The sequence below is a fragment of the Pseudomonas sp. S3_B11 genome, assembly GCF_054667715.1.
Window position 1 is genome coordinate 95,087 of record NZ_CP162749.1, and the last position, 24,832, is coordinate 119,918.

The 24,832-nt window shown below is 61.3% G+C and carries 22 protein-coding genes, 4 tRNA genes and 2 pseudogenes; 18 read left to right on the top strand and 10 right to left on the bottom strand.

Going from position 1 to position 24,832, the window contains the following annotated elements:
• Positions 1–20 precede the first annotated feature (20 nt).
• On the top strand, positions 21–968 hold the full coding sequence (gene ispH, locus AB4O22_RS00440) for a 4-hydroxy-3-methylbut-2-enyl diphosphate reductase (protein WP_223470918.1): 948 nt from the start codon (positions 21–23) through the stop codon (positions 966–968).
• On the opposite strand, the gene AB4O22_RS00445 is transcribed toward ispH, so the two are convergent.
• Positions 922–1,461, bottom strand: coding sequence for a GspH/FimT family pseudopilin (locus AB4O22_RS00445; RefSeq protein ID WP_013694240.1), 540 nt, complete (start codon positions 1,459–1,461; stop codon positions 922–924). The genes ispH and AB4O22_RS00445 overlap by 47 nt on opposite strands.
• 120 nt (positions 1,462–1,581) lie before the next feature.
• Here AB4O22_RS00445 and AB4O22_RS00450 point away from each other — a divergent pair, with 120 nt between their 5' ends.
• The 7 genes from AB4O22_RS00450 to thiO are packed head-to-tail and all read left to right on the top strand — an operon-like array spanning position 1,582 to position 8,372.
• A complete protein-coding gene (locus AB4O22_RS00450; RefSeq protein ID WP_003205719.1) occupies positions 1,582–2,055 on the top strand; it encodes a GspH/FimT family pseudopilin in 474 nt (157 codons plus the stop codon).
• Positions 2,052–2,513, top strand: coding sequence for a type IV pilus modification protein PilV (gene pilV / locus AB4O22_RS00455; protein WP_028237094.1), 462 nt, complete (start codon positions 2,052–2,054; stop codon positions 2,511–2,513). The genes AB4O22_RS00450 and pilV overlap by 4 nt, the downstream gene beginning before the upstream one ends.
• On the top strand, positions 2,510–3,226 hold the full coding sequence (locus AB4O22_RS00460) for a PilW family protein (protein WP_003205716.1): 717 nt from the start codon (positions 2,510–2,512) through the stop codon (positions 3,224–3,226). The genes pilV and AB4O22_RS00460 overlap by 4 nt, the downstream gene beginning before the upstream one ends.
• Positions 3,227–3,246: 20 nt before the next feature.
• Entirely contained in the window at positions 3,247–3,717 is a 471-nt protein-coding gene (locus AB4O22_RS00465; RefSeq protein ID WP_223470931.1) for a pilus assembly PilX family protein, read from the top strand.
• A complete protein-coding gene (locus tag AB4O22_RS00470; RefSeq protein WP_460095758.1) occupies positions 3,704–6,802 on the top strand; it encodes a pilus assembly protein in 3,099 nt (1,032 codons plus the stop codon). The genes AB4O22_RS00465 and AB4O22_RS00470 overlap by 14 nt, the downstream gene beginning before the upstream one ends.
• 11 nt (positions 6,803–6,813) lie before the next feature.
• Positions 6,814–7,215, top strand: coding sequence for a type IV pilin protein (locus tag AB4O22_RS00475; RefSeq protein ID WP_223470914.1), 402 nt, complete (start codon positions 6,814–6,816; stop codon positions 7,213–7,215).
• Positions 7,216–7,271: 56 nt separating this feature from the next.
• Positions 7,272–8,372: a glycine oxidase ThiO gene (gene thiO, locus AB4O22_RS00480; protein WP_460095759.1), complete on the top strand. Its 1,101-nt coding sequence runs from the start codon at positions 7,272–7,274 to the stop codon at positions 8,370–8,372.
• 731 nt (positions 8,373–9,103) lie between these two features.
• Here the strand turns inward: thiO and AB4O22_RS00485 are convergent.
• Positions 9,104–9,304: a nucleoid-structuring protein H-NS gene (locus tag AB4O22_RS00485; RefSeq protein ID WP_460097837.1), complete on the bottom strand. Its 201-nt coding sequence runs from the start codon at positions 9,302–9,304 to the stop codon at positions 9,104–9,106.
• Positions 9,305–9,737: 433 nt separating this feature from the next.
• On the opposite strand from AB4O22_RS00485, the gene AB4O22_RS00490 reads away from it, so the two are divergent.
• Positions 9,738–10,103, top strand: a complete 366-nt coding sequence (locus AB4O22_RS00490) for a DUF6124 family protein (RefSeq protein ID WP_039014157.1) — start codon at positions 9,738–9,740, stop codon at positions 10,101–10,103.
• Between the two features lie 82 nt (positions 10,104–10,185).
• Here the strand turns inward: AB4O22_RS00490 and AB4O22_RS00495 are convergent, their stop codons facing one another.
• The 4 genes and pseudogenes from AB4O22_RS00495 to AB4O22_RS00510 form a co-directional block, all read right to left on the bottom strand.
• Positions 10,186–11,532, bottom strand: a complete 1,347-nt coding sequence (locus AB4O22_RS00495; protein WP_223470909.1) for a sigma-54-dependent transcriptional regulator — start codon at positions 11,530–11,532, stop codon at positions 10,186–10,188.
• A pseudogene (locus AB4O22_RS00500) lies at positions 11,529–13,117 on the bottom strand (two-component system sensor histidine kinase NtrB). The gene AB4O22_RS00495 and the pseudogene AB4O22_RS00500 overlap by 4 nt, the downstream one beginning before the upstream one ends.
• A complete protein-coding gene (locus tag AB4O22_RS00505) occupies positions 13,107–13,340 on the bottom strand; it encodes a PP0621 family protein (protein WP_013694237.1) in 234 nt (77 codons plus the stop codon). The pseudogene AB4O22_RS00500 and the gene AB4O22_RS00505 overlap by 11 nt, the downstream one beginning before the upstream one ends.
• Before the next feature lie 125 nt (positions 13,341–13,465).
• A complete protein-coding gene (locus tag AB4O22_RS00510; RefSeq protein WP_223470907.1) occupies positions 13,466–14,482 on the bottom strand; it encodes an outer membrane protein assembly factor BamD in 1,017 nt (338 codons plus the stop codon).
• A 150-nt stretch (positions 14,483–14,632) separates the two neighbouring features.
• Between AB4O22_RS00510 and rluD the strand changes: the two genes are divergently transcribed.
• The 9 genes and pseudogenes from rluD (at position 14,633) to AB4O22_RS00555 (ending at position 21,497) form a co-directional block, all read left to right on the top strand.
• A complete protein-coding gene (gene rluD, locus AB4O22_RS00515) occupies positions 14,633–15,595 on the top strand; it encodes a 23S rRNA pseudouridine(1911/1915/1917) synthase RluD (protein WP_003205696.1) in 963 nt (320 codons plus the stop codon).
• Positions 15,592–16,317 (top strand): peptidoglycan editing factor PgeF, encoded by a 726-nt coding sequence (gene pgeF, locus AB4O22_RS00520; RefSeq protein WP_460095761.1) that lies wholly within the window; start codon positions 15,592–15,594, stop codon positions 16,315–16,317. Before rluD ends, pgeF begins: the two co-directional genes overlap by 4 nt.
• A gap of 130 nt (positions 16,318–16,447) precedes the next feature.
• On the top strand, positions 16,448–19,012 hold the full coding sequence (gene clpB / locus AB4O22_RS00525; RefSeq protein ID WP_003205692.1) for an ATP-dependent chaperone ClpB: 2,565 nt from the start codon (positions 16,448–16,450) through the stop codon (positions 19,010–19,012).
• Positions 19,013–19,312: 300 nt separating this feature from the next.
• Positions 19,313–19,388: transfer RNA gene (locus AB4O22_RS00530), tRNA-Asn, on the top strand.
• A 7-nt stretch (positions 19,389–19,395) separates the two neighbouring features.
• A tRNA-Pro gene (locus tag AB4O22_RS00535) sits at positions 19,396–19,472 on the top strand.
• A gap of 5 nt (positions 19,473–19,477) precedes the next feature.
• Positions 19,478–19,553 (top strand) — tRNA-Lys (locus tag AB4O22_RS00540).
• Positions 19,554–19,646: 93 nt separating this feature from the next.
• Positions 19,647–19,723: transfer RNA gene (locus AB4O22_RS00545), tRNA-Pro, on the top strand.
• 148 nt (positions 19,724–19,871) lie between these two features.
• Positions 19,872–20,642, top strand: a pseudogene (locus AB4O22_RS00550) (MCP four helix bundle domain-containing protein); the annotation flags it as partial.
• Positions 20,634–21,497: a methyl-accepting chemotaxis protein gene (locus AB4O22_RS00555; protein WP_371916764.1), complete on the top strand. Its 864-nt coding sequence runs from the start codon at positions 20,634–20,636 to the stop codon at positions 21,495–21,497. The pseudogene AB4O22_RS00550 and the gene AB4O22_RS00555, both read left to right, overlap by 9 nt.
• Positions 21,498–21,626: 129 nt before the next feature.
• Here AB4O22_RS00555 and AB4O22_RS00560 read toward each other — a convergent pair whose 3' ends face one another.
• The 4 genes from AB4O22_RS00560 to AB4O22_RS00575 are packed head-to-tail and all read right to left on the bottom strand — an operon-like array spanning position 21,627 to position 24,362.
• The gene (locus tag AB4O22_RS00560; RefSeq protein WP_003205688.1) at positions 21,627–22,925 is read right to left on the bottom strand and encodes an NAD(P)/FAD-dependent oxidoreductase; all 1,299 of its coding nucleotides are present in this window, start codon (positions 22,923–22,925) and stop codon (positions 21,627–21,629) included.
• Positions 22,926–22,985: 60 nt separating this feature from the next.
• On the bottom strand, positions 22,986–23,159 hold the full coding sequence (locus AB4O22_RS00565) for a DUF3094 domain-containing protein (protein WP_003205686.1): 174 nt from the start codon (positions 23,157–23,159) through the stop codon (positions 22,986–22,988).
• A 52-nt stretch (positions 23,160–23,211) separates the two neighbouring features.
• Positions 23,212–23,739 carry an MOSC domain-containing protein gene (locus tag AB4O22_RS00570; protein ID WP_460095762.1) on the bottom strand — a complete coding sequence of 176 codons (528 nt, stop codon included), beginning with the start codon at positions 23,737–23,739 and terminating at the stop codon, positions 23,212–23,214.
• Complete coding sequence (locus tag AB4O22_RS00575) at positions 23,736–24,362, bottom strand: DUF1780 domain-containing protein (RefSeq protein ID WP_003205682.1); 627 nt, start codon at positions 24,360–24,362, stop codon at positions 23,736–23,738. The genes AB4O22_RS00570 and AB4O22_RS00575 overlap by 4 nt, the downstream gene beginning before the upstream one ends.
• Positions 24,363–24,832: the final 470 nt, after the last annotated feature.

A 24,832-nucleotide genomic window follows, 5' to 3' on the forward strand; every position in this document is an offset into this window, starting at 1 on the left:
CGCAAGACACGAGGCACAGCATGCAAATCAAACTCGCCAACCCCCGTGGCTTCTGCGCCGGTGTGGACCGGGCGATCGAAATCGTCAACCGCGCCCTGGAAGTCTTCGGGCCGCCGATCTACGTGCGCCACGAAGTGGTCCACAACAAATTCGTCGTCGAAGACCTGCGTAGCCGCGGGGCGATTTTCGTCGAGGAGCTGGACCAGGTACCGGACGACGTCATCGTGATCTTCAGCGCCCACGGGGTTTCCCAGGCAGTACGCACCGAAGCCGCCGGTCGTGGCCTGAAGGTCTTCGACGCGACGTGCCCATTGGTGACCAAGGTGCACATCGAAGTGGCGCGCTACAGTCGTGATGGTCGCGAATGCATCCTGATCGGTCATGAAGGCCATCCGGAAGTCGAAGGCACCATGGGCCAATACGATGTCAGCAACGGCGGAGCGATCTACCTGGTCGAAGACGAGGAGGACGTGGCGGCCTTGCAGGTTCGCAACCCTGAGAGCCTGGCTTTTGTTACCCAGACGACCCTGTCCATGGACGACACCAGCCGTGTGATCGACGCCCTGCGCTCGCGTTTTCCGGCCATCGGTGGCCCGCGCAAGGATGACATCTGCTACGCCACCCAGAACCGTCAGGATGCGGTCAAGCAACTGGCCGACGAATGCGATGTGGTCCTGGTCGTCGGCAGTCCCAACAGCTCCAACTCCAACCGCTTGCGTGAGCTGGCCGAGCGCATGTCCACCCCGGCCTATCTGATCGACGGTGCCGAGGACATGCAACGCAGCTGGTTCGACGGCGTCGAGCGCATCGGCATCACCGCCGGTGCTTCCGCGCCGGAAGTGCTGGTGCGCGGCGTGATCCAGCAATTGCAGGCCTGGGGTGCAACGGGTGCCGATGAACTGGCCGGTCGCGAGGAGAACATCACGTTCTCGATGCCGAAAGAGCTGCGCGTGCGCTCCTTGCTTTAAGTCCTTTCTCGCACAGCGCCTGCTCGGCCTCGACGCTTTCCAGGCGGACGCGGCCGGAGGGCGCCAGTATCACTTGATGGTGGCTGACCGGCCCGCGTTTGGCGCAGACATGCAGCCTGCCGGCCTGGAATGCGCCGCTGGGGTGCAGTGCTTCCCCCTGGTTGCCGAACCTCACCCTGCGTCTCATCGGCTGGTTGCCGACCACACGGGCGCTAGCGGGGCGTTCCATCAGCAAGGTTTTTTCCTTGTTGTCCAGCATGATCCGCCAACCCCGGCCCCAATCATTGTCTATTCCTTGTATCAATACGCTGCGATTACGCGTGATGGCTTCGCTGCGGGCAATGCGCAAGCCGCTGATCAGCAACTGCGCGGTGTCCTCGCGTTCGATGGATTCGATCAGCTCTTTGTAGCTCGCGCCGGCCCACGGCAGAACAATTGCGGCGATTGCCAGTCCCATGAGCAGTTCGATCAGGCTGAAACCCTGTTGATACATGACGTCTCCTCCCTGGAGTACGAAAACGACGAGCGCCGTAAACCGAAACAACCGCACATACGGCGGTGGTTTGTTCTAGCGTGTAGAGGCAGGTATAGCCGACGGCAACGGAGGGCACCGATGGATCTTCGTACAAAAGGTTTCACGCTGATCGAGGTGCTGGTGGCCCTTGGCGTGCTGCTGATCCTGATCACCATGGCGGTACCGTCATTCACTGGCTCGCTGCAGAGCACCAAGGCCGATACCGATATCGGCGACTTGCGCCGGGCGCTGAACTTTGCCCGGATGGAGGCGATCGACCGTGGTATCACCACGCGAATTCGCCCCACGGCCCAGGGCAGTGTCTGGAGCGGCGAACTGACGGTCTATGACAGTACTGGCACGCCGGCCAATGTATTGCGGGTTGTTCCAGCAATGAGCAGCGGCGCGACTCTGACGCTAACCTCAGACGTGACTAACATTGATTTCAACAACCTCGGCGGGTTGTCGGCACCAGCCACGCCGGTGAGTTTCAATTATGTACGCGGGGCGCAGAGCAGGACGCTGAGTGTTTGCCTCAATGGAAGAATCGTATTGGGTGGAAGTTGCGGATGAAGGGTTGCAGTAAAAGGGCGCAGGCCGGCATGACGTTGATCGAAGTGCTGGTGGCGGTGCTGATTCTCGGCGTCGGTTTGCTGGGGGCGGCGATGATCCAGCTCAATGCGCTCAAGTACACCGACAGTTCGCGCATGACCAGCCAGGCCAGCTTCATTGCCTACGACCTGCTGGACCGCATTCGCGCCAACTCCGGAGCCGACTACACCATCACACCGCCCAGCTCGCCGAACCTCAACGTGGCCCGGGACCAGGACCTCTACGATTTCAAGACCAACATCATTGCCTTCGGCGGCGCCACGGCCACTGGCACCATTGCGCTGAACCAGCGCGTCTACACCATCACCATTTCCTGGGACGACACCCGGGCCGCCAATACCACCAACGCCGCCGAGGCGCGGCGCAGCTTCGTGCTGACCAGCCGCGTCGCCGTCGACCCGGTGGGGACGCCGCCATGAACCGGCACAGTCGCGGTTTTGGCCTGATCGAGTTGATGATCGCGCTGGTGCTCAGCCTGATCGTCGTGTTGGGTGTCGTGCAGATTTTCATTGCCGCCAAAAATACCTACGTCAGCCAGAACGCCGCCGCGGTGATTCAGGAGGACGCGCGGTTTGCCTTGAGCAAAATGGTCCAGGAAATTCGCATGGTGGGCATGTTCGGCTGCCTGGCGACCGTCATCGATGCTTCAACGGATAACAGTTTCGCGGCCAGCCAGACCACTCCAATCCGTTGGGATAACGCCAACCGGAGGTTGACCCTGGTCACTGCGGACATTGGGAGTGGCGGTAGCGTGCCGACCTGGACCGTCGTCTCCGATTGCCGTACCTCGGCGACGGCCTACTCGAACGCACGGGTGCCAGCGGCGGGGCAGTTGGCCTTCCCGATCCGTCGATTGGTCTACAGCTTCAACAACAACCAATTGCTGTTGGGCAGCGGCACCGCCAATCCGCCGACCCTATCGGTGCTGGTGGACAACGTGCGGGCGTTCGACGTGACGTTTGGCGTGGCCGCCAGCGCCACGGACGTCGCAGCGTCGAGCTACACCGGCAACCCGGCAGACCCGGCACTGATCCGCAGCGTGCGCCTGAGCCTGACGCTCTTTGATCCAAGGAACACGGTGCGCGAGCAGACCTTCAACGTGGTTGCCGCCTTGCGCAACCGGCTTCTATGAGGGGGCGCTCGATGATCTCGATGGATCTCAAGCATCGCCAGCGTGGCATGGCACTGCTGGTCAGCCTGGTTTTCCTGTTGCTGCTGACGCTGATCGGCCTGTCGTCGATGCAGAGCGCCACCCTCCAGGAAAAGATGACCAGCAGCGTCATGCAGCGCAACCAGTCCTTCCAGATTGCCGAGGCTGCGCTGAGGATGGGTGAGAGTGCGGTGCAGGTCGAGACCTATTCCTTGCCAGCCTGTACCACCACGATCCAATGCGCGCCGCCGACCGAGTCGGCGACCATCACGGCGGCGGGGCGCAATTCGTCGTCGGGGGTGCTCTGGGTTGCCGCTGCCGGCGGGTTTTATGGCGTGCAGAACATCGGCACTACGCTTGCGGCGGTCAACGTGCCGGTCAATACCTCGGCGACGCTGTACCGGATCACGGCGGTGGCGGTGGTGGGCAATAACCAGCGCAGCGTGGTGGAGAGCATCTATGCGAAATACTGAGGCTCGCCGTGGCTGGATAGCGATGTTGTGGGGGTTGTTGCTCAGCCTTTACCTGGCGGCACCGGCCTATGCGTTCACGCCTTCTGATTCACCGCTGTTGAGTGCAGCTGCCGTTACACCGAACGTGATGTTGCTGATCGATGATTCGGGGAGCATGAACAACATTATCTGGGCGGCGGGGTTTGATCCGGCGGCGGCGCAAACGCGCACTTATGCCTGCAGCGCCAGTAACAACTGTAACGACAGGTATGAGCTGGACCTGGAAGATTCGAACATCCTGTTGGTGGGCCTGTTGCGTGGCGGCTGCTCGTCTGGCTGGTACGGTCTCTATCGACCCAGCATTGGGCGGGTGTGCCTTCGGTTGCCGGACCCTGTGGGAGGCGGCAATACCCGTTATACCGGTAAATACCTGGCGTATCTGGTGACCCTGGCCAACGGCTCGAGCCGGGATTTCACCACTGGCACGATTCCCAACGATTATCGAATCAACGTGGCGCGGGATGTGTCCAACGACCTGGTTGCCAGCAATCGTGCCTTGCGTATCGGCCTCGCCACGTTCAACCCGCCCAACAGCAGCAATTCCGGGCCAGGGGGCTACATCGCTCGCGCCATCAGCGACCTGTCGCCGGTCAGCGGCAGCGTGACCCAGACCCAGGCCAACAGCAACTACAGCGCGTTGATCAACGCCATCAACGGCTTGGGCGCCGTTGCGAATACGCCGCTGGCCGAGAGCTATTACGAAGTCACCCGCTATTTCAGGGGCATGGCGCCGTACTACAACAGCACGCCGACCACCTATACCAGCCCGATTCAGTACCGCTGCCAGAAAAACTTCGGCGTGGTCATCACCGACGGTTTACCCACCTATGACCGGACGTTTCCCACCAACGACCCATTAGGCTTGGCCCGTTTGCCGAACTGGGATGGCGTCAACAACGATGGTGCCGATCTCAGTGGTGACGGCGAGGGCGACACGCTATATCTGGATGATATCGCCAAGTTCGCCTTCGACATCGACATGCGTTCCACCGGCACCGACGCCACCGGCCAGAGCTGGAACGCCACGGATTTCACTCGGCAATACCTGAACACCTACACCGTGGGTTTTACCGCCAGCAACCCGATGTTGTCCGACGCCGCCCGCTACGGCGCAGGCAAGTATTACCAAGCGAGCGACAGCGAAGGCCTGAACTCAGCGTTGGCCTCCGCCTTGAGCGACATCACCTCCAAGGCCGGGTCCGGGGGCGCCGGCACGACCAACGCCGCCACGTTGTCCAGCACCTCCAGTTACTACCAGACCACCTACGACCCCAAGGACTGGCGCGGCACCATCCGGGCGTTCGGCTTCACCTCGGCAGGCACGGTCAACAGGGCGGCGGTGCAATGGACCACCGACACCGCCATCGTGCCCGGCGCCACGGCACCCATCTATCAATCCTGGAACACCGTGACGAATGTGCCTGTCACCCTGGCCTTCGCTAACTTCTCACCGGCCCAGCAAACCAGCCTCAGCCAGAACCTGCCCACGGGAATCACCGGCAATGACTTGGTGGAGTGGAGCAAGGGTGTCAACAAAACCGGCCTGAAGGTGCGCAGTGTATTGCTGGGGGACATCATCAACTCGCCGTTGGTGCTGGCATCACCCAATGAACAGACCGCCGCGGATTTGCTCAACGACACCAGCTACAGTACGTACTTGACGACCAAGGCGGCGAACATGAGCGCCAACCTGGTGGTGAACGCCAACGACGGTTTTTTCAGTGTCATCAATAGCACTAACGGTACGCGGCGTTACGCCTATATGCCGTCGAGCGTGCTGCCATCGCTGCAGAACATTGCTGACACCAACTACGTCAATGGCGTGAGCCACAAGTTCCTGGTGGATGGGCAGATCGGCGTATTCGATACGCAGTCGGGGAGTGCCTGGAAGACGGTGGCCGTGGGCGGCACGGGTGCCGGCGGCAAGACGTTCTTCGCGGTCCAGCTGTTCGATGCGTCGGCGGGCAATGTGTTTCGGGCGTTGTGGGAAATCAGCGCGCCGACCGTTGCCAACACCGCCAATGCTTTCAATGACCTGGGCTACGCCTACGCCCGCCCCGAAGTCGCCCGCCTGGCGGATGGGCGCTGGGCGGCGTTCATCTCCAACGGCTACGGCAGCAACAGCGGTGTTGCGGCGCTGTACGTGGTGGATATCCGCGACGGCTCGTTGATCAGGAAAATCGTCATCAACAGCAGCGAGACCGGTAATGGCTTGTCGTCGGTCAAGCTGCGGGTCAACTCCCAGAATGTGGTGCAGGCGGCATACGGTGGCGACCTGAAAGGGCGGATGTGGAAATTCGACCTCAGTGGCACTTCTCCGACTGCTTGGGGCGTGGCGTTTGCCGGTCAGCCATTGTTCACCACCTCCGGTGGCGCGACTCAACCGATCACCGTTCAACCGCTGCTGGCGGACAACCCTCAGGGCGGTACCCAGGTGTTTTTCGGCACCGGCAAGTTCAACGAAACCGCGGATAAACTCAACAAGGACCTGCAAGGGTTCTACTCGATTTGGGATGCCACCGGCGGTGCCGGGCAAATCACCGTGTCGAGCCTGCAGGCCCAGTCGATCACGGGGGTGTTCTCAGGCAGCACGGGGCAGTTCGTGACTACCAGCCAGACCGACGTGGCTTATCCGACGAAAAAGGGTTGGTACCTGCCGTTGGTGTACAACAATGCGCTGACCGGGGAGCGGGTGATCAACCCGGCCAATCTGGTGAGCGGGCGCGTGGTCTTTACCACGGCCGCCGTCGACACTACCGACCCTTGTGCCAGCTTCGGTACCGGCAAACTGATCGAATTGGATGCGTTCAACGGTAAGATGCTCAATTATGCGGTGCTCGATACCAACGGTGACGGCACGATCAACAGCACCGACACGATTTCCAGCGGGGTGGTCTTCACGGGGGGGATCCCGACCTTGAGCGCCGTCGTCGCCGCCAGCGGGGCCACCAACATGATCGTCAACGACTCCAGCGGCAACATCACCGAGCTGCTGGAAAAATCCGTGGGCGGCAGCCGCCGCATCATGTGGCGACAAATACAATGAAGAGGCAAGGCATGCGCAGATCCAACCGAGGTTTCACCTTGATCGAAATCATGATCGTGATCGCGATCATCGGTATCGTGATCACCGTCGGCTATCCGAGTCTGACCGAATACATGAAGAAGGGCCGGCGGACCGAAATCGCCGGGCTGTTATCGGAGCAGGCGCAGATTCTCGAGCGCTACTACTCGAAGAACAACGTCTACACCAATGCGACCGGCCTGAGCGGCGGCAACGATTTCTATACCATTACCCCGACGCTGGCGGACCAGAGCTTCACCCTGACCGCTGTGCGCAAGAGTGGCTCGTCCATGGCGACGGACAAGTGCGGTGATTTCAGGATCAACAACACGGGCACGCGAGACATGGTCAACCAGGCTGCCGGGCTGACGGTCAAGGATTGCTGGGGCCGCTGAGTTTCTTTTTTTGGGGTGCAGCCTTGTGCCCTCTGTCTTATGAGTCGAATCAGAACATGACCAGGCAACAGCAAGTGGTGATTGTCGGCGGCGGAGTCATTGGCCTGCTGACGGCGTTCAATCTGGCGTCCGAAGGGCGGCGTGTGGTGTTGCTGGACCGTTCCAGTGTCGGCCAGGAATCGTCCTGGGCCGGCGGCGGTATCGTGTCGCCGTTGTACCCCTGGCGCTACAGCCCGGCGGTCACGGCGCTGGCCCATTGGTCGCAGGATTTTTATCCACAGCTGGGCGAGCGCTTGTTCGCTACTACCGGGATCGATCCGCAAGTGCATGTCACCGGTCTGTATTGGCTGGACCTGGACGATCAGGACGAAGCGCTGGACTGGGCCGAGCGTGAAGGGCGCCCGATGCGGGCTGTGGATATCTCGGCTGTCCACGACGCCGTGCCGGTGCTGGGCGCGGGTTTTTCCCGGGCGATCTACATGGCCGACGTGGCCAACGTGCGCAATCCCCGGTTGGTGAAGTCCCTCAAGGCTGCGTTGCTGGCGATGCCGAACGTCAGGATTCATGAGCAGTGCGAAGTCGGCGGGTTCATTCGCGACGGAGGGCGTGTGGTGGGTGTGCACAGTTCTGCCGGAGAAATTCGTGGCGATGAGGTGGTACTGGCCGCCGGTGCCTGGAGTGGCGAGTTGCTCAAGACCTTGGGCTTGAAGTTGCCGGTCGAGCCGATCAAGGGCCAGATGATTTTGTACAAGTGCGCGTCGGATTTTCTGTCGAGCATGGTCCTGGCCAAGGGGCGTTATGCGATTCCGCGTCGTGATGGGCATATTCTGGTTGGCAGTACGCTGGAGCGCGAAGGCTTCGACAAGACTCCGACCGATACTGCGTTGGAGAGTCTGAAGGCTTCGGCACAGCAGTTGATTCCAGCGTTGGGCGGTGCCGAGGTGGTTGGGCATTGGGCTGGGTTGCGGCCAGGCTCGCCTGAGGGCATTCCCTATATCGGTGAGGTGCCGGGGGTTGCGGGGTTGTGGTTGAACTGTGGGCATTATCGCAATGGGTTGGTGCTGGCGCCGGCGTCGTGTCAGTTGTTTGCGGATTTGATGTTGGGGCGTGAGCCGGTGATCGATCCTGTGCCGTATGCGCCGGCTGGGCGCTTGTAAGGTCCGGTTTTTCCTGTGGAGCGGGCTTGCTCGCGACGGCTGCGTGTTGATCAAGTACATATCCATTGCTGCGGTAACGGCTACTTAGGGTTCCGCCCTGACGGCGGCTCACTTTTGGAAGAGCGCCAAAAGTAAGCAAAAGCGCTTTGCCCCACCACTCGGCACCTCGCCTAGGCTCGGTGTGCCCTCACTCCGGCATTGCTCCGTGGGCCCGCCGCGAAGGGCCATCCATGGCCCAGCGCGGCTATCCCGGCATCCATGCCGGGATGCCCACGGATCAATGCCTGCGTTCGGCCATCGTGGTTAACGGGGCGCCCGAGATCAACGTCCGCCCCGAGGCGGCCTAGTAGCCGACCTGGTTCTCCTGGTCGTACACCCGTCAAATCTGTTTGAGCAGGACCTGTGGGAGCAAAGCTTGCTCGCGAGGCGGCCTGACAGCCGGCCTGGTTCTCCCGGTCGTACTCCGATCCCATTGTGGGAGCGAGCCTGCTCGCGAAGACGGTGGCACATCCAAGGCTGATGCAAGCTGATCCACCGCCATCGCGAGCAAGCTCGCTCCCACAGGGATTTGCAGTGGCCAAAAATCTGTAGATCGTCGCCGACCCAGTGTGGGAGCGAGCTCGCTCGCGAAGACGGCGGCACAGGCGATGAATATGTTGAATGCTCCGGCCCCTTCGCGAGCAAGCCCGCTCCCACAGGAGAAACGCGATCACCCTAAATCAGGTCGGCTGTTAGGCCGCCTCGCGGTGGACGTTGATCTCGGGCGCCCCGTTAACCACGCTGGCCGAACGCAGGCGTTGTGGAGTGGGCATCCCGGCATGGATGCCGGGATAGCCGCGCTGGGCCATGGATGGCCCTTCGCGGCGGGCCCACGGAGCAATGCCGGAGTGAGGGCACACCGAGCCTAGGCGAGGTGCCAAGTGGTGGGGCATGAGCGCTTTGGTTACTTTCGCGCTTTTCGAAAGTGACCCGCCGTCAGGGCGGAACCCTAAGTAGCCGTTACCGCAGAAACGGATATACACACCGCCCTGACAGCCGACCAAGCTTTGTGGGAATGGTCGGACAAGATTCTGATTCGAGCCGAATTTTCCGACGAGTTCTGGCGGTTGCCGGGTGGGAAGAACTCTGGCTAACCTTTTCCCGTCGCTGCCAATTCAGCGTCCGGGCGTCGCGGCCCGTTAACTTGGTGCATAATTCCAGCCGACGACGGTGCTTCGGTATTTGTCGTTGTGTCATGGTTGGCTGTGCGTGGGATACCTTCGGGTATGCCGAAGCTCCAAGTTCGGTCCGCGAACCTGCGTACAGCTGCCACCTCCAATCGCGTCGCGGCGATCGGTGACAGCTCCAAAAACTTGGAGATGCACAATGATTAAAGATACACCCAACCCCCCAGAAACAGGTTCCTCGTCAACCCACGTCGATCCTGATCACCAAAAGCTCGATGAAGCCGCCAAACGCGCCCTCGACTATTACCTCGGCCCAAAGCCCGAAACCAAAAAGAAACCCGCCTCAAACCAGTTATTCACTGTCGTGGCCGGCATCGACACCGAATGCCTCCTCACCAACCTCAGCGAAACCCTGGCCTCCGCCAACGCAACAATCAGCGATCTGGCTTTCGAGCTTGACGGTTCGAGACGGCATATTGCCTTGGGGGTACTGCAGTTGATTGAGCTGAGTGAATTACTGGCCAATCGTGTTCTGGACGAGCAGGCGCCTGCGGACGGAAGATAGTCGCGGCGGCAAACATGAAACCCGTGGCAAGGGAGCAAGCTCCCTCGCCACAGGGGGTAAGCGTGAGTTTCAAAACCGTGGCTCAATCCAGCCCAAGCTTCTTCAACCGATACCGCATCGACCGAAACGACAACTTCAACCGCTGCGCCGCCGCCGTGCGGTTCCAGCGGGTTTCCTCCAACGCCTGGAGGATGAGCTTGCGCTCAACGTCTTCCAGGTAATCCTCCAGGTTGTCGACCTGCATCAAATCGGGATTGCCCGCCTCAGTAGTACTATTGCCCTCCGCCAGGCGCAGGTCATCCGCTTCGATCTGCTGCTGTTCGCAAAGGGTGTAGGCACGTTCAAGCATGTTCTCCAGTTCCCGCACATTACCCGGGAAACGGTAATTCTTGAGGGCGTCCAACGCCTGGGGATGTAACCTGGTCGGTGGACTGCCGGTGTTGGCCGCCAGACGCTGGAGCATATGGTTGGCCAGCAGCTCGATGTCTTCACGGCGTTCGCGCAACGGCGGGACGCGCAGTTCGATGACGTTCAGCCGGTAATACAAATCCTGGCGAAAGCGTCCGGCGGCGACTTCGCCGTCCAGGTCCTTGTGGGTGGCGCAGAGGATGCGCACATCCACCACTTCTTCCTGCTGGCCGCCAACAGCGCGCACGGCTTTTTCCTGGATGGCTCGCAACAGCTTGACCTGCATCGCCAAGGGCAAGTCGGCCACTTCATCGAGGAACAGGGTCCCGCCATGGGCGGCCTGGAACAGCCCGGGCTTGTCCTCGATGGCGCCGCTGAAGCTGCCTTTTCGATGGCCGAAAAACTCGCTTTCCATCAGCTCCGTGGGAATCGCCCCACAGTTGACCGGTACGAAGCGCTGGTTGGCACGAGGGCCCTGTTCGTGGATCAGCCGGGCGACCAGTTCCTTGCCGCAGCCCGATTCCCCGCTGATGTACACCGGTGCCTGGCTGCGGGCGAGTTTCTCGATCTGCTTGCGCACGCTGAGCATCGGTGGCGAGTTACCCAGCAGGCTGCGCTCGAGGGTCGTGCCCGGCGTGGCGACCGGCGGCAGGCGCAGGGCACTGGTGACCAGCTCTCGCAGCCGACCCAGGTCGACCGGTTTGGTCAGGAAGTCGAAGGCGCCGGCCTTGAGGGCGTCGATGGCGGTTTCCAGGCTGCCATAGGCGGTGATCATCGCCACGGGCAGTTGGGGGTAGCGTTGCTGGATGTGCTGCACCAGTTCCAGGCCGGTGCCATCGGGCAGGCGCATGTCGGTCAGGCACAGGTCGAAGGCTTCCCCCGCCAGCAGGGCTTGGGCCTCGGCAAGGTTCTTGGCGCTGCGGGTGTCGAGTTTCATCCGGCCCAGGGTGATATCCAGGAGTTCGCGGATGTCCGGTTCGTCATCGACGATCAGGATTCGTTGCCGTGAGCGATTATTCAAATCTGTTTCCGTCCGTGAGCAAAGGTGATGCGAAAGCAACCGCCGCCTTGGCGTGGTTTGAAGTCTAGGCGGGCCTGGTTGCTTTCGCACAGCTCACGGGACAGATAGAGCCCAAGGCCGGTGCCCTGGCTGCTGGTGGTAAAGAAGGGTTCGAACAAATGTGCCTGCTGCTCGGGTGTTACACCGGGGCCGTTGTCGATGATGTCCAGTGTCGACAGCTGGCTGTGGGGATCGATGAACAGTTTCAACCAGGCCTCGGCCTGTTCGTGGGCCATGGCGCTGTGGCGCCAGGCGTTGCGCAGCAGGTTGTCGAGTACTTGGGTCAACTGGTCGGGGTCCATCAGCGTGGTGTAGTCACCCGGGTCGATGCTCAGGTGCAAGTGCTGGTGCTCGGCCATGCTTTCGCGGGCCTGCCGGACGAACTGATCGAGCCAGGTCCGCAGGTCGAGGCGTTGGGGGGTGGTTTGCTGGCGGCGAGACAGCTGCAGGACGTTTTCAATGACGCGATTCATTCGTTGGGAGTGATCTTGAATAATCTGCGTCAGACGCCGATCCGCGTTGTTCAGTTCCTCGGATTCGCGCAGTAATTGCGCTGCGTGGCTGATGGCGCCCAAGGGGTTGCGGATTTCATGGGCGATGCCAGCAGTGAGGCGCCCGAGGGAAGCGAGTTTCAGTTGCTGGGCCTGCTGGGCAACTTGGGCCAGGTCCTCAAGGAATACCAGCAACTGCTGCTGATCGTGATGCCCCAAGGCGATGAAGCTCGGTTGCAGGGTCAGGCCTGTGCCGGTCACGGTCAGGCTGGGGGGGCGCAGGCTGGGGTTGTTCAGCCACAATTGCAGGCGTTCGACCAGGGCGGTGCAATAGTCATCGATTCGCTGGCCGACCAGGTCGTGCATGCCCAGCAGGTTCAAGGCGCTTTCGTTGGCCAATTGCACGCGCCGTTCGCGGTCGAGCACCAGGATGCCGGTGCGCATGCGTTGCAGGATCAGTGCGTTGAGCGCTTCGAGGCCGATTACCTCGCTGGCCCGTTGCTCGGCCAGGGTTTCACTGGCTTCCAGTCGCCGGATCAGGCCCTGTACCAGCAGGGCGGCGGCAAAACACAGTGCCCCGAGGGTGCCGGCTTGCAGATAACTGCTGGGACGGTTTGAGTCGCTCAGGCCGAGGAAAAAGTCGACCCGACGATACCGATCGTGGCGACAGCGGCGATCAACAGGCCGACCCGGCTTCGCAACAGCGTATTGCCGATGGCCACCGAGACGATGAGCAGGTTGCCGATGGCACTGGGCACACCGCCCGCGGCGAAGAACAGCCACGAGAGCAGCAGCACGTCAGTCAGGGTCAGGCCGAACAGCCGGGCAGGGCGGCGGGTGTTCTCAAGGAACACCACCAGCAGGATATTCAGCACCAGGTACAACCAACTGCCACTGCGCAGCAGGTCGTCATTGGCGAACTCCAGCAGGCGGTTGTCCAGTTTGCTGGAGATCAGCAGCACCAGGGTGATGCCGATGCTCAGGCGATACAGGTGATAGAGACGCAGCAGGCGCTGCGCCTGTTTTTCGCGTGGGCTTGAGGCCTCAGCGCTCACGAGTGCCCGGGCCTTGCTCGAGGTGAGCCTGGCTGCAATACCATTGTTGTTCGAGGGCCAGCGCCCGGTCACGGGGCAGGTGTACGCCGCAATGGGCGCAACGGACCATGGGCGGTGCGTCCTGCTCGCGGGGAGCGTTCGGCGCGGAGGAGCCGCCCTTGAACTTGCGCCAGAACCATACCGCGGCGGCAATCAGGGCGATCCAGAACAGTAAACGAAGCATGATGGGCGGCTTTTTGGCTAGAGATCAGGCAGTTTAGCCAAGGACAGGAACGGCGCACAGCGCAATAAAACCCAGGCACAAAAAAGGGAGACCGTCGGGTCTCCCTTTTTTTGGATGCCTTGATCTCAGTCGAACAGACCAAAGGTCAGGTGGCTGAACCAGGAGCGGTCGCTGGACTCGCTCTCCGGCTCTTCTTCCTCGATCACGTCGCCATTTTCGTCCTTGGGCTTGAGTTCGCTCGGGATGGCTTCCTTGGCATCCTGGAACTGGCGCTGTACGTCCTGGTTGGCGCGTGTCTCGCCTGGCGGCAGCGGTGGACGAGACTCGATCAGGCCCAGGGTCGCCTTGCTCAGCCACGAACGGTTGTCCGCTTCGTCGACCCGTGGGGTGAATTGGCCATCGACCAGGGATGGGTGATCCGGGTAGTTCAGCTTGAGGGTTTCCAGGCTGGTGGCCGCCAGGTCGTCCAGGTGCAGGCGCTGGTAGGCTTCGGTCATCACGGCCAGGCCGTCACCCACCGAAGGGGTCTCCTGGAAGTTTTCCACTACGTAGCGGCCACGGTTGGCGGCGGCGACGTAGGCCTGACGGGTCAGGTAGTAGTCGGCCACGTGGATCTCGTAGGAAGCCAGCAGGTTGCGCAGGTAGATCATGCGCTGCTTGGCGTCCGGCGAGTAGCGGCTGTTGGGGAAGCGGCTGGTCAGTTGGGCGAACTCATTGTAGGAGTCGCGCGCCGCGCCCGGGTCACGCTTGGTCATGTCCAGCGGCAGGAAACGCGCCAGCAGGCCGACGTCCTGGTCGAAGGAGGTCAGGCCCTTGAGGTAATAGGCGTAATCGACATTCGGGTGCTGCGGGTGCAGGCGAATGAAACGCTCGGCGGCGGACTTGGCGGCTTCCGGCTCGGCGTTCTTGTAGTTGGCGTAGATCAGCTCCAACTGTGCCTGATCGGCGTAGCGACCGAACGGATACCGCGACTCCAGCGCCTTCAGCTTGGCGGTGGCGCTGGTATAGCTGTTGTTATCCAGGTCGTTCTGCGCCTGTTGGTACAGTTCGACTTCGCTCAGGTTTTCGTCTACGACTTCCTTCGACGAGCAAGCAGCAGTCAATGCGAGGATGGCGATCAGCAGCAGGTGTTTCACTTGCATGGCGGCTTGCGTCCCTATGACGGCCGCTGTCTTGGGCGGGGCCGTCCTGTTATGATGAGCGCCCCGTTGAAAGCCTCGGGGCAAAAGACGCCGTATTTAACCACAAGCGCGCAGCCGAAACCAAAGGCTGTGCCGACGCCCAGTCCGAGCATGTCCGATAAAATAGAACTTCGCGCAGAGGTGCCGTCCGAATTGGGCGGCCAACGCCTCGATCAAGTCGCCGCACAACTCTTTGCCGAGCACTCTCGCTCGCGCCTTTCCGCCTGGATCAAGGACGGCCGCCTGACTGTGGATGGGGCGGTGATCCGTCCGCGCGACATCGTCCACGGCGGTGCCATTCTCGAGCTGACTGCCGAACAGGAGGCCCAGGGAGAATGGGTCGCCCAGGACATCGCCCTGGACATCGTCTATGAAGACGATGACATCCTGGTGATCAACAAGCCTGCGGGCCTGGTGGTGCACCCGGCTGCCGGCCATGCTGATGGCACCTTGCTCAATGCCTTGCTGCACCACGTACCGGACATTATCAATGTGCCGCGTGCCGGCATCGTTCATCGCCTGGACAAGGACACCACCGGTCTGATGGTGGTGGCCAAGACCATCCAGGCGCAGACACAGCTGGTCACACAGCTGCAAAGCCGCAGCGTCAGCCGCATCTATGAATGCATCGTGATCGGGGTCGTCACCGCCGGTGGCAAGATCAACGCCCCCATCGGTCGTCACGGCCAGCAGCGCCAGCGCATGGCGGTGATGGAGGGCGGCAAGCAGGCGGTCAGCCATTATCGCGTGCTCGAGCGTTTCCGCTCCCACACCCATGTGCGGGTCAAGCTGGAAACCGGTCGGACCCACCAGATCCGTGTACACATGGCCCACATCAACTTCCCGTTGGTGGGCGACCCGGCCTACGGCGGTCGTTTCCGCATTCCGCCGGCTGCCAGCCAGACCATGGTCGAATCGCTGAAGAACTTCCCGCGCCAGGCGCTGCATGCACGTTTCCTGGAGCTGGATCATCCGACGACCGGCAAGCGCATGAGCTGGGAGTCGCCGTTGCCGGATGATTTCGTCTGGCTGCTGACGTTGCTCAAGCAGGACCGCGAGGCGTTCATCGGATGAGTGACTGGCTGATACCCGACTGGCCCGCGCCGGCTCGGGTCAAGGCCTGTGTCACGACCCGTGCGGGCGGCGTCAGCCTGGCGCCGTTCGACAGCCTCAACCTGGGCGACCATGTGGGCGACGATCCTGTGGCCGTCGCCGAAAACCGTCGTCGCCTCACCGATCAATTCGCCATCACCCCGGCCTGGTTGCAGCAGGTCCACGGCATTGCCGTGGTCGAGGCTGATCCGGCCCAGGTGGCGGCTGCCGATGCCAGTTGGACCGACACACCCGGTATCGCCTGCACCGCGATGACCGCGGACTGCCTGCCCGTGCTGTTCTGCAACCGTGCCGGCACCCGCGTCGCGGCAGCCCATGCCGGCTGGCGCGGGCTGGCGAACGGCGTGCTGGAAGCCACCCTCGACAGCCTTGCCGTGCCCGCGGATGAAATCCTCGCCTGGCTCGGCCCAGCCATCGGTCCGCAAGCGTTTGAAGTCGGGCCGGAAGTGCGTGAAGCCTTCATTACGCAACTGCCCCAGGCGGCACAAGCCTTTGCCGCAAGCCCCAACGCCGGCAAGTTCCTGGCCGATATCTATGCGTTGGCGCGGCTGCGCCTGGCCGCACGAGGTGTCACGGCCGTCTACGGTGGCGGTCTCTGCACCGTGACCGACCCTCGTTTCTTTTCCTACCGCCGCAACCCGCGCACCGGTCGCTTCGCCTCGTTGATCTGGATCGAACGCTAGACTTCTCTGATCTGTATCAAGGGCGCCCGGCTTGAATCTTCCAGAATCGACCACATCTATAACGGTATCTGGCAGGTTTCTTCATTCAGGATGTTTCCAAGGTCCGGCCTGCTCATTAGGAAGGTGACCCATGCGTATTGATCGTTTAACCAGCAAATTACAGTTGGCCCTGTCCGATGCCCAGTCCCTGGCCGTCGGCCTGGACCATCCCGGTATCGAACCGGCGCATTTGATGCAGGCCATGCTCGAACAGCAGGGCGGTTCCATCAAGCCCCTGCTGATGCAGGTCGGCTTTGACGTCAACAGCCTGCGCAAAGAACTGGCCAAGGAACTCGACCAGTTACCCAAGATCCAGAACCCCACCGGTGACGTGAACATGTCCCAGGATCTGGCGCGGCTGCTCAACCAGGCCGATCGCCTGGCCCAGCAGAAGGGCGACCAGTTCATTTCCAGCGAGCTGGTGCTACTCGCCGCCATGGACGAGAACAGCAAGCTCGGCAAATTGCTGCTCGGCCAGGGCGTGAGCAAGAAAGCCCTGGAAAATGCCATCAACAACCTGCGTGGCGGCGAAGCGGTCAACGACGCCAACCACGAAGAGTCGCGCCAGGCGCTGGACAAATATACGGTCGACCTGACCAAGCGTGCCGAGGAAGGCAAGCTCGACCCGGTTATCGGTCGCGACGATGAAATCCGCCGCACGATCCAAGTGCTGCAACGCCGTACCAAGAACAACCCGGTGCTGATCGGTGAGCCAGGCGTGGGTAAAACCGCCATCGCCGAGGGCCTGGCCCAGCGCATCATCAACGGCGAAGTGCCGGACGGCCTCAGGGGTAAACGCCTGTTGTCCCTGGATATGGGCGCCTTGATCGCCGGTGCCAAATACCGTGGCGAGTTCGAGGAGCGGCTCAAGGCGCTGCTCAATGAGCTGTCCAAGCAGGAAGGGCAGATCATCCTGTTCATCGACGAACTGCACACCATGGTTGGTGCGGGCAAGGGCGAAGGCTCGATGGACGCCGGCAACATGCTCAAGCCCGCGTTGGCCCGTGGCGAGTTGCACTGCGTCGGCGCGACCACGCTCAACGAGTACCGCCAATATATAGAGAAGGACGCAGCCCTCGAGCGGCGCTTCCAGAAAGTGCTGGTGGAGGAGCCAAGCGAGGAAGACACCATCGCTATCCTGCGCGGCCTCAAAGAACGCTACGAAGTTCATCACAAGGTGGCGATCACTGATGGCGCGATCATCGCGGCGGCCAAGCTCAGCCACCGCTACATCACCGACCGCCAGTTGCCGGACAAGGCCATCGACCTGATCGACGAAGCCGCGAGCCGCATCCGCATGGAAATCGACTCCAAGCCCGAAGTGCTCGATCGGTTGGAGCGGCGCCTGATTCAACTCAAGGTCGAGTCCCAGGCCCTGAAGAAAGAAAGCGACGAAGCGGCGAAGAAGCGTCTGGAAAGGTTGCAGGAAGAAATCGTTCGTCACGAGCGTGAGTATTCCGACCTCGAGGAAATCTGGAACTCGGAGAAAGCCGAAGTCCAGGGCTCGGCGCAGATCCAGCAAAAGATCGAACAGTCCCGCCAGGAACTGGAAGCGGCCCGTCGTAAAGGCGACCTCAACCGCATGGCCGAGCTGCAGTACGGGGTGATCCCGGATCTGGAGCGCAGCCTGCAAATGGTCGACCAGCACGGCAAGAGCGAAAACCAGTTGCTGCGCAGCAAGGTCACCGAGGAAGAAATCGCCGAAGTGGTCTCCAAGTGGACCGGCATTCCGGTCTCGAAAATGCTCGAAGGCGAGCGTGACAAGCTGCTGAAGATGGAGAGCTTGCTGCACCAGCGCGTGATCGGTCAGGAAGAGGCAGTGGTGGCGGTCTCCAACGCCGTGCGTCGTTCCCGTGCCGGGCTATCGGACCCGAACCGGCCGAGCGGCTCGTTCATGTTCCTCGGCCCGACCGGTGTCGGTAAAACCGAGCTGTGCAAGGCGCTGGCCGAGTTCCTCTTCGACACTGAAGAGGCCATGGTGCGCATCGACATGTCCGAGTTCATGGAGAAGCATTCCGTGGCACGGCTGATCGGTGCGCCACCGGGTTATGTCGGTTATGAAGAGGGCGGTTACCTGACCGAGGCAGTGCGTCGCAAGCCGTACTCGGTGATCCTGCTCGATGAGGTCGAGAAGGCGCACCCGGATGTGTTCAACATCCTGCTGCAAGTGCTGGAGGATGGTCGCCTGACTGACAGCCACGGGCGCACGGTGGACTTCCGCAACACGGTGATCGTGATGACCTCCAACCTGGGCTCGACGCAGATCCAGGAACTGGTGGGCGACCGCGAGGCGCAGCGTGCGGCGGTGATGGACGCGATCTCTACGCACTTCCGGCCGGAGTTCATCAACCGGGTCGACGAAGTGGTGATCTTCGAGCCATTGGCTCGTGATCAGATTGCCGGCATTACCGAGATCCAGTTGGGTCGCCTGCGCAGTCGCCTCACCGAACGTGAGCTGAAACTGCAGTTGAGCGACGAGGCGTTGGACAAGCTGATTGCGGTGGGTTACGACCCGGTCTATGGCGCACGGCCGCTGAAGCGGGCGATCCAGCGCTGGATCGAAAACCCGCTGGCGCAGTTGATCCTGTCCGGTCGGTTCATGCCTGGTGAGACTGTGACCGGTACAGTGGAGAACGACGAAATCGTCTTCAACTGAAAGGCTGGCACTGCCTGCAATTGAGATGGCCTCGCTTTGCGAGGCCATTTTTTTCATCAGGCCGTTGAACTCAAAGGAAAAGGCTTGTAAAGTGCGCCCCGCAGTCAGTCACCCCAAGGGTTACTTCTCGCTGAGAAGGAATCCAAAATAAGTTGCAAATCATTGTCTTGAAAGCAATTTAAGGGGTTGACAGAGGTTTTGAAGATTGTAGAATAGCGCGCCTCAGACACACGAACGCAGCGATGCGTAAGGGTAGAAGAGGTTGAAGCTAGCTTCAACGTTGTAACTTGAAATATCAGTTCCGTGATAGCTCAGTCGGTAGAGCAAATGACTGTTAATCATTGGGTCCCAGGTTCGAGTCCTGGTCACGGAGCCATTTCAATCGGGGTATAGCGCAGTCCGGTAGCGCGCCTGCTTTGGGAGCAGGATGTCAGGAGTTCGAATCCCCTTACCCCGACCATTTTTGGGTCGTTAGCTCAGTTGGTAGAGCAGTTGGCTTTTAACCAATTGGTCGTAGGTTCGAATCCCACACGACCCACCATTTTTGAAACCAGCTCGCTGGAATCGAATCTTAAGATCAGAGGCCAAAAGCGCTGATCGAGAAGGCGACTTGCAAAGGTCGCCTTTTTTTTACCGGGGTATAGCGCAGTCCGGTAGCGCGCCTGCTTTGGGAGCAGGATGTCAGGAGTTCGAATCCCCTTACCCCGACCATATTAAAAATCCTCGTATCGAAAGATACGGGGATTTTTTTTTGCCTGCGATAAAGTAAATTGGATTTAAGACATCGTACAACCTGCCGATAACCCGCCGACAGGGGCCTGGCCCCACTTCAGGCCAACAATAAAAAAAGGCATTCCCTATGGTTCTTCGTCAGCTGAATATCGCCCCTCGTGCCGCGTTGGGTTTTGCCTTGATCGCCGTGCTGGTGGCGTTGCTCGGGGTGTTCGCGCTGGGACAGATGTCGAGTATTCGTGACAGTGAAGTCGCGGTGGAAAACCAATGGCTGCCCAGTATTCGCGGCGGTGACGAGATTCGCGAGTGGATGCTGCGGATCCGCACCATTTCCCTGCGCATGGCCCTGGACCAGGACCCGAAGAACATTGCGGTGTATCGCGGGCAGATGGATACGCGCGACAAGGAGCTGAGCGAAAAAATCACGGCCTACGAAAAGCTCGTTGTGACGCCTGAAGGCAAAGCCCTCTACGACCAGTTCAAGCAGACCTTCGCCGCTTACCGTGCAGGTATTGCGCAATCTTTCACCCTGGCAGAACAAGGGCGTCGGGATGAGCTGATCAAGCTGCTGCTGGTGGACATGAAGACCGTGGTGGACGGTTCCGGCAAGCAGCTCAACGACCTGGCGGAGCTGTTCTCCAAGCAGGTCTCCATCGAGAGCCAGAAGTCCCAGGAGCACTACGCCAATTCCCGCATGATCGTCAGCCTGTTCGTTGTGCTTGCCGCCCTGGCCACGGTAGCCCTGGCCATGTTGCTTACGCGCAGTATCGTCAAGCCCTTGGGTGAGGCGCTCAACGCTGCGGAGAACGTCGCCCGGGGTGACCTGACCCGGCCAATCGAGACCCATGGCAACGACGAAGTGAGTCGCTTGCTCAAGGCGTTGGCGGCCATGCAGCAGAATCTGCGTGAGACGTTGCAGGGCATCAGCGGTTCGGCCGCGCAACTGGCCACCGCCGCCGATGAGCTGAACGCTGTCACGCTCGACAGCACCCACAGCCTGCAACAACAGAACAACGAAATTGAACAGGCGGCCACGGCCGTCACCGAAATGACCACTGCCGTGGAGGAGGTTGCGCGCAATGCGGTTTCCACCTCCGATGCCACGCGTCAGTCCAGTGAATCGGCGTCCCTTGGGCAGCAGCGGGTCAGCGACACGGTCGATGCCATCGGCGCCCTCGCCAGCGATGTGCAGGTGACCGGTGGCCTGGTGCAATCCCTGGCCAACCAATCGCAGGATATTGGCAAGGTGCTGGACGTGATCCGCGCCATCGCCGAGCAGACCAACCTGCTGGCCCTCAACGCGGCCATCGAAGCGGCCCGGGCGGGTGAGAGCGGGCGTGGGTTTGCGGTGGTGGCCGATGAGGTGCGGGCGCTGGCTTATCGCACGCAGCAATCGACCCAGGAAATCGAGCAAATGGTCCAGGGCATGCGCAGCGGTGCCACCCAGGCACTCGACTCCATGCAGGCCAGCTCCAGTCGCGCCGCCAGTACCCTGGCCATGGCGGAACGGGCGGGGGACGCGTTGCAGACCATCACGGCGTCGGTCAATGAAATCCACGAACGCAACCTGGTGATCGCCAGCGCCGCCGAAGAACAGGCGCAAGTGGCCCGCGAGGTGGATCGCAACCTAGTGAACATTCGTGATTTGTCGGTGCGCTCGGCTTCCGGCGCGGGCCAGACCAGCGCGTCCAGCCATGAGTTGTCGCAGCTGGCGAATTCGCTGCGCATGATGGTGCAGCGGTTTCAGGTTTGATCGAGGATTCAGTACTGGCTGTACCGACCTCATCGCGAGCAAGCTCGCTCCCACAGGATGACCGCGATCAACTGTGGGAGCGAGCTTGCTCGCGATGACGGTGGATCATTCAATGTCAGTGCTGCTGACTCAGTGCAGCTTCAGCCGAGGCTCGGTCCCACGCCCGATCTTGCTACCCAGCATCAACATGGCCGTGCGGAACATGCCGTACAGCGCCATCTGGTGCATGCGGTACAGCGACACATAGAACATCCGCGCCAGCCAGCCTTCGAGCATCACGCTGCCGGTCAGGTTGCCCATCAGGTTGCCCACTGCCGAGAACCGCGACAGCGAGATCAGCGAGCCGTAGTCGGTGTATTTGTATTCCGGCAGGGCCTTGCCCTCGATCCGCAGCTTCAAGGATTTGGCCAGCAGTGAGGCTTGCTGGTGTGCGGCCTGGGCGCGAGGTGGGACGTTGCGCTCGCTGCCGGGTTGCGGGCAGGCGGCGCAATCGCCGAAGGCGAAGATGTTCTCGTCGCGGGTGGTCTGCAAAGTGGGCAGCACGTGCAACTGGTTGATCCGGTTGGTCTCCAGCCCGTCGATGTCCTTGAGGAAGTCCGGGGCGCGAATCCCGGCGGCCCAGACTTTCAGGCTCGCGTCGATCACTTTGCCGTCCGCGGTAATCAGGCTGTCGGCGGTCACCTGGCTGACGGCGGCGTTGGTCATGACGTTGACCCCGAGTTTTTCCAGGGTCTTGTGCACCGGCCCGCCGATACGCTCCGGCAGGGCCGGCAAGACGCGTGGGCCCGCCTCGATCAGGGTGATGTGCATGTTCTCCGGTTTGATCCGGTCCAGGCCGTAGGCGTGCAGTTCGTGGGCGGCATTATGCAGCTCGGCGGCCAGTTCGACCCCGGTCGCACCGGCGCCGACAATGGCGACGCTGATGCGCTCGACGATATCGGTCTGCCCGGCGTGGGCGCGCAGATAGTGGTGCAGCAATTGCTGATGGAAGCGCTCGGCCTGTTTGCGGGTGTCGAGGAACAGGCAGTGCTGCGCCGCGCCTTCGGTGCCGAAGTCATTGGTGGTGCTGCCGACGGCAATCACCAGGGTGTCGTAGCCCAGTTCCCGGGCCGGCAACAGCTCGACGCCGGTCTCGTCATAGGTGGCGGCCAGTTGGATTCTCTTGCGCTCGCGATCCAGGCCGCTCATGCGCCCCAGCTGGAACTCGAAGTGGTTCCATTTTGCCTGGGCGACATAGTTGAGTTCGTCTTCGGAGGAGTTCAAGGAGCCGGCGGCCACTTCGTGCAGCAGCGGTTTCCAGATGTGGGTCAGGTTCGCGTCGACCAGCATCACACTGGCCGTGCCACGCTTGCCCAGAGTCTTACCCAGACGGGTAGCCAACTCCAGACCGCCGGCGCCGCCGCCAACGATGACAATACGATGAGTCATGGGGATATCTCGCAAGGCTAAAGGAAATCGGTGCCGTTACCTGCGCGAGTGCCATGCAACTCATAGCGTCAGGTAACTGATCAGTCGGCTCAACAGGCCCAGGCCGATGGTCACGGCCAGTACCACCACCAGGAGCATCCACGGCCGGAAAGGCCGGCGCTCGACTCGGTGCTGGGACAGTTGCAGGTACTCTTCGACATGCTTCTGGTCTTCTGGGTTCAGGCGGCTGGTCATAAAGGCCTCGTCAGGTAGACGTTGCGGAATGTGAAGACGTTACAGCGTCCGGCTAGCCGGCATTGAAAGCAGCGTAGCCGCTCGCCGGAACGGGTTCGACGCTCAGGCTGTCGTCCAGGCGAATGATTCCACTTTTTAACACCCGGGCGGTGATTCCGCCATGGCCGCGTACCGCCTGGAACGTACCTTCGCCGAGGTTTCGCTCCAGTCGGGCACACGGCTGGCACCAACCGGTGGTTTCAAAAATGGCTTGGCCAATGCGAAAGCGCCGGCCCTTGAGGCTGAACAGATTGATGCCGCTGACCACAATATTGCGTCGCAGCTCCTGTGGCAGCACGGGCCGGTCTTCGGGACGGCCCATCAGCGCGCCGATCACGGCCAGGTGCTCCCATTGGATCAGCGTCACTTGCCGCGCATTGCGCGCGCCGGGGCGCGCATGATCGCCGGTCAGCCCAGCCTCCAGGCGGGCCTCCACGGCGTCCAGTTCGATCATGGGGGCATGGCCCTGGGGTCGTACGCCAATCCAGCGTACGCGGCCTTGCTGGGGCACAGCGGCAATCAGTTCCTGCAGTGGGCTCACAGGCTGATCCCGACATCGAACACGATGCTGCGACCCAGGTTGCTGCGCAGGAAGTCCGGCGCGTCGGGGTGGGCGAACAGCACCCGGGCAAACGTCGGCCCCACCAGTGACAGCGAGCGCCAGCCCTGGCGCAGGTATTCGGTCGGTGGTGGGAAGTGACTGTTGAGGTCCAGCACTTCGCGCTTGAGACTGGCGAAGGCGATGATGTCCAGGTCGCCCAGGTCCATGCCGCGCTCGGTGTAGTTGTGAGCTTTCTTGCGCAGGGTCGGGGCCAGCCGCATCAGGAACTCATTGGCCGGGATCCGCCGCGGCTTGGCCTCACGACGCACCAGCTGGCTCAGGGAGAAAGCGCTGCGGCGGCGTTGCAGTTCATCGCGCCATTCGTCATTGAGGCGGCGGCCCTCGTCGAGCACGAAAAACACCTCGAAATTGGCATCGCGAAACAACACGTCCGGCGGCTCGCCGGCCGGCGCGAACTCGTCGGCGCGATAAGGCACGTTCAGCCCTTGCAGCAGACGCTGGCAGACCCAACGCTCACGCTCCCATTTGCGGGCATTGGAGAGAAAGGCGTTGGCTTGCTCGGCCGCGATGGTCAGCAGGCGTAAGTAATCTGAGTCATCCATGAGCCCAAGCTTAGCGTTCAAATGTGATCAAAAAAAATAAAGCTTGCTGTGAAGGGGCAAATTTCCGCTCAGGCCAGGTAATGCTGTTCACTTAGAGCCTAAAGCAAGGGGGCGAGCCTCTATGCATCTGCACCACCGCTATCGCGAGCAGGCTCGCTCCCACAGGGGGGCTGCGGTGAACGTTGGTTTTTGTGCATGCCTCAAAAACAGTGTGGGGGCGGGCTTGCTCGCGAAGATGGCGGCGCATTCAACATTGATGTTGCCTGACAGACCGCTATCGCGAGCAAGCTTTGCTCCCACAGATCTAACGGATGTACGACCGGGAGAGCCAGGCATGCCGAGCCTAGGCGAGGCACCGAGTGGTGGGGCAGGAGCGCTTTGGTTACTTTCGACTGGGTCGGCTTCCGGGCTTTTCGAAAGTGACTCGCCGTAAGGGCGAAACCCTAAGTAGGCGTTACCGCAGAAACGGA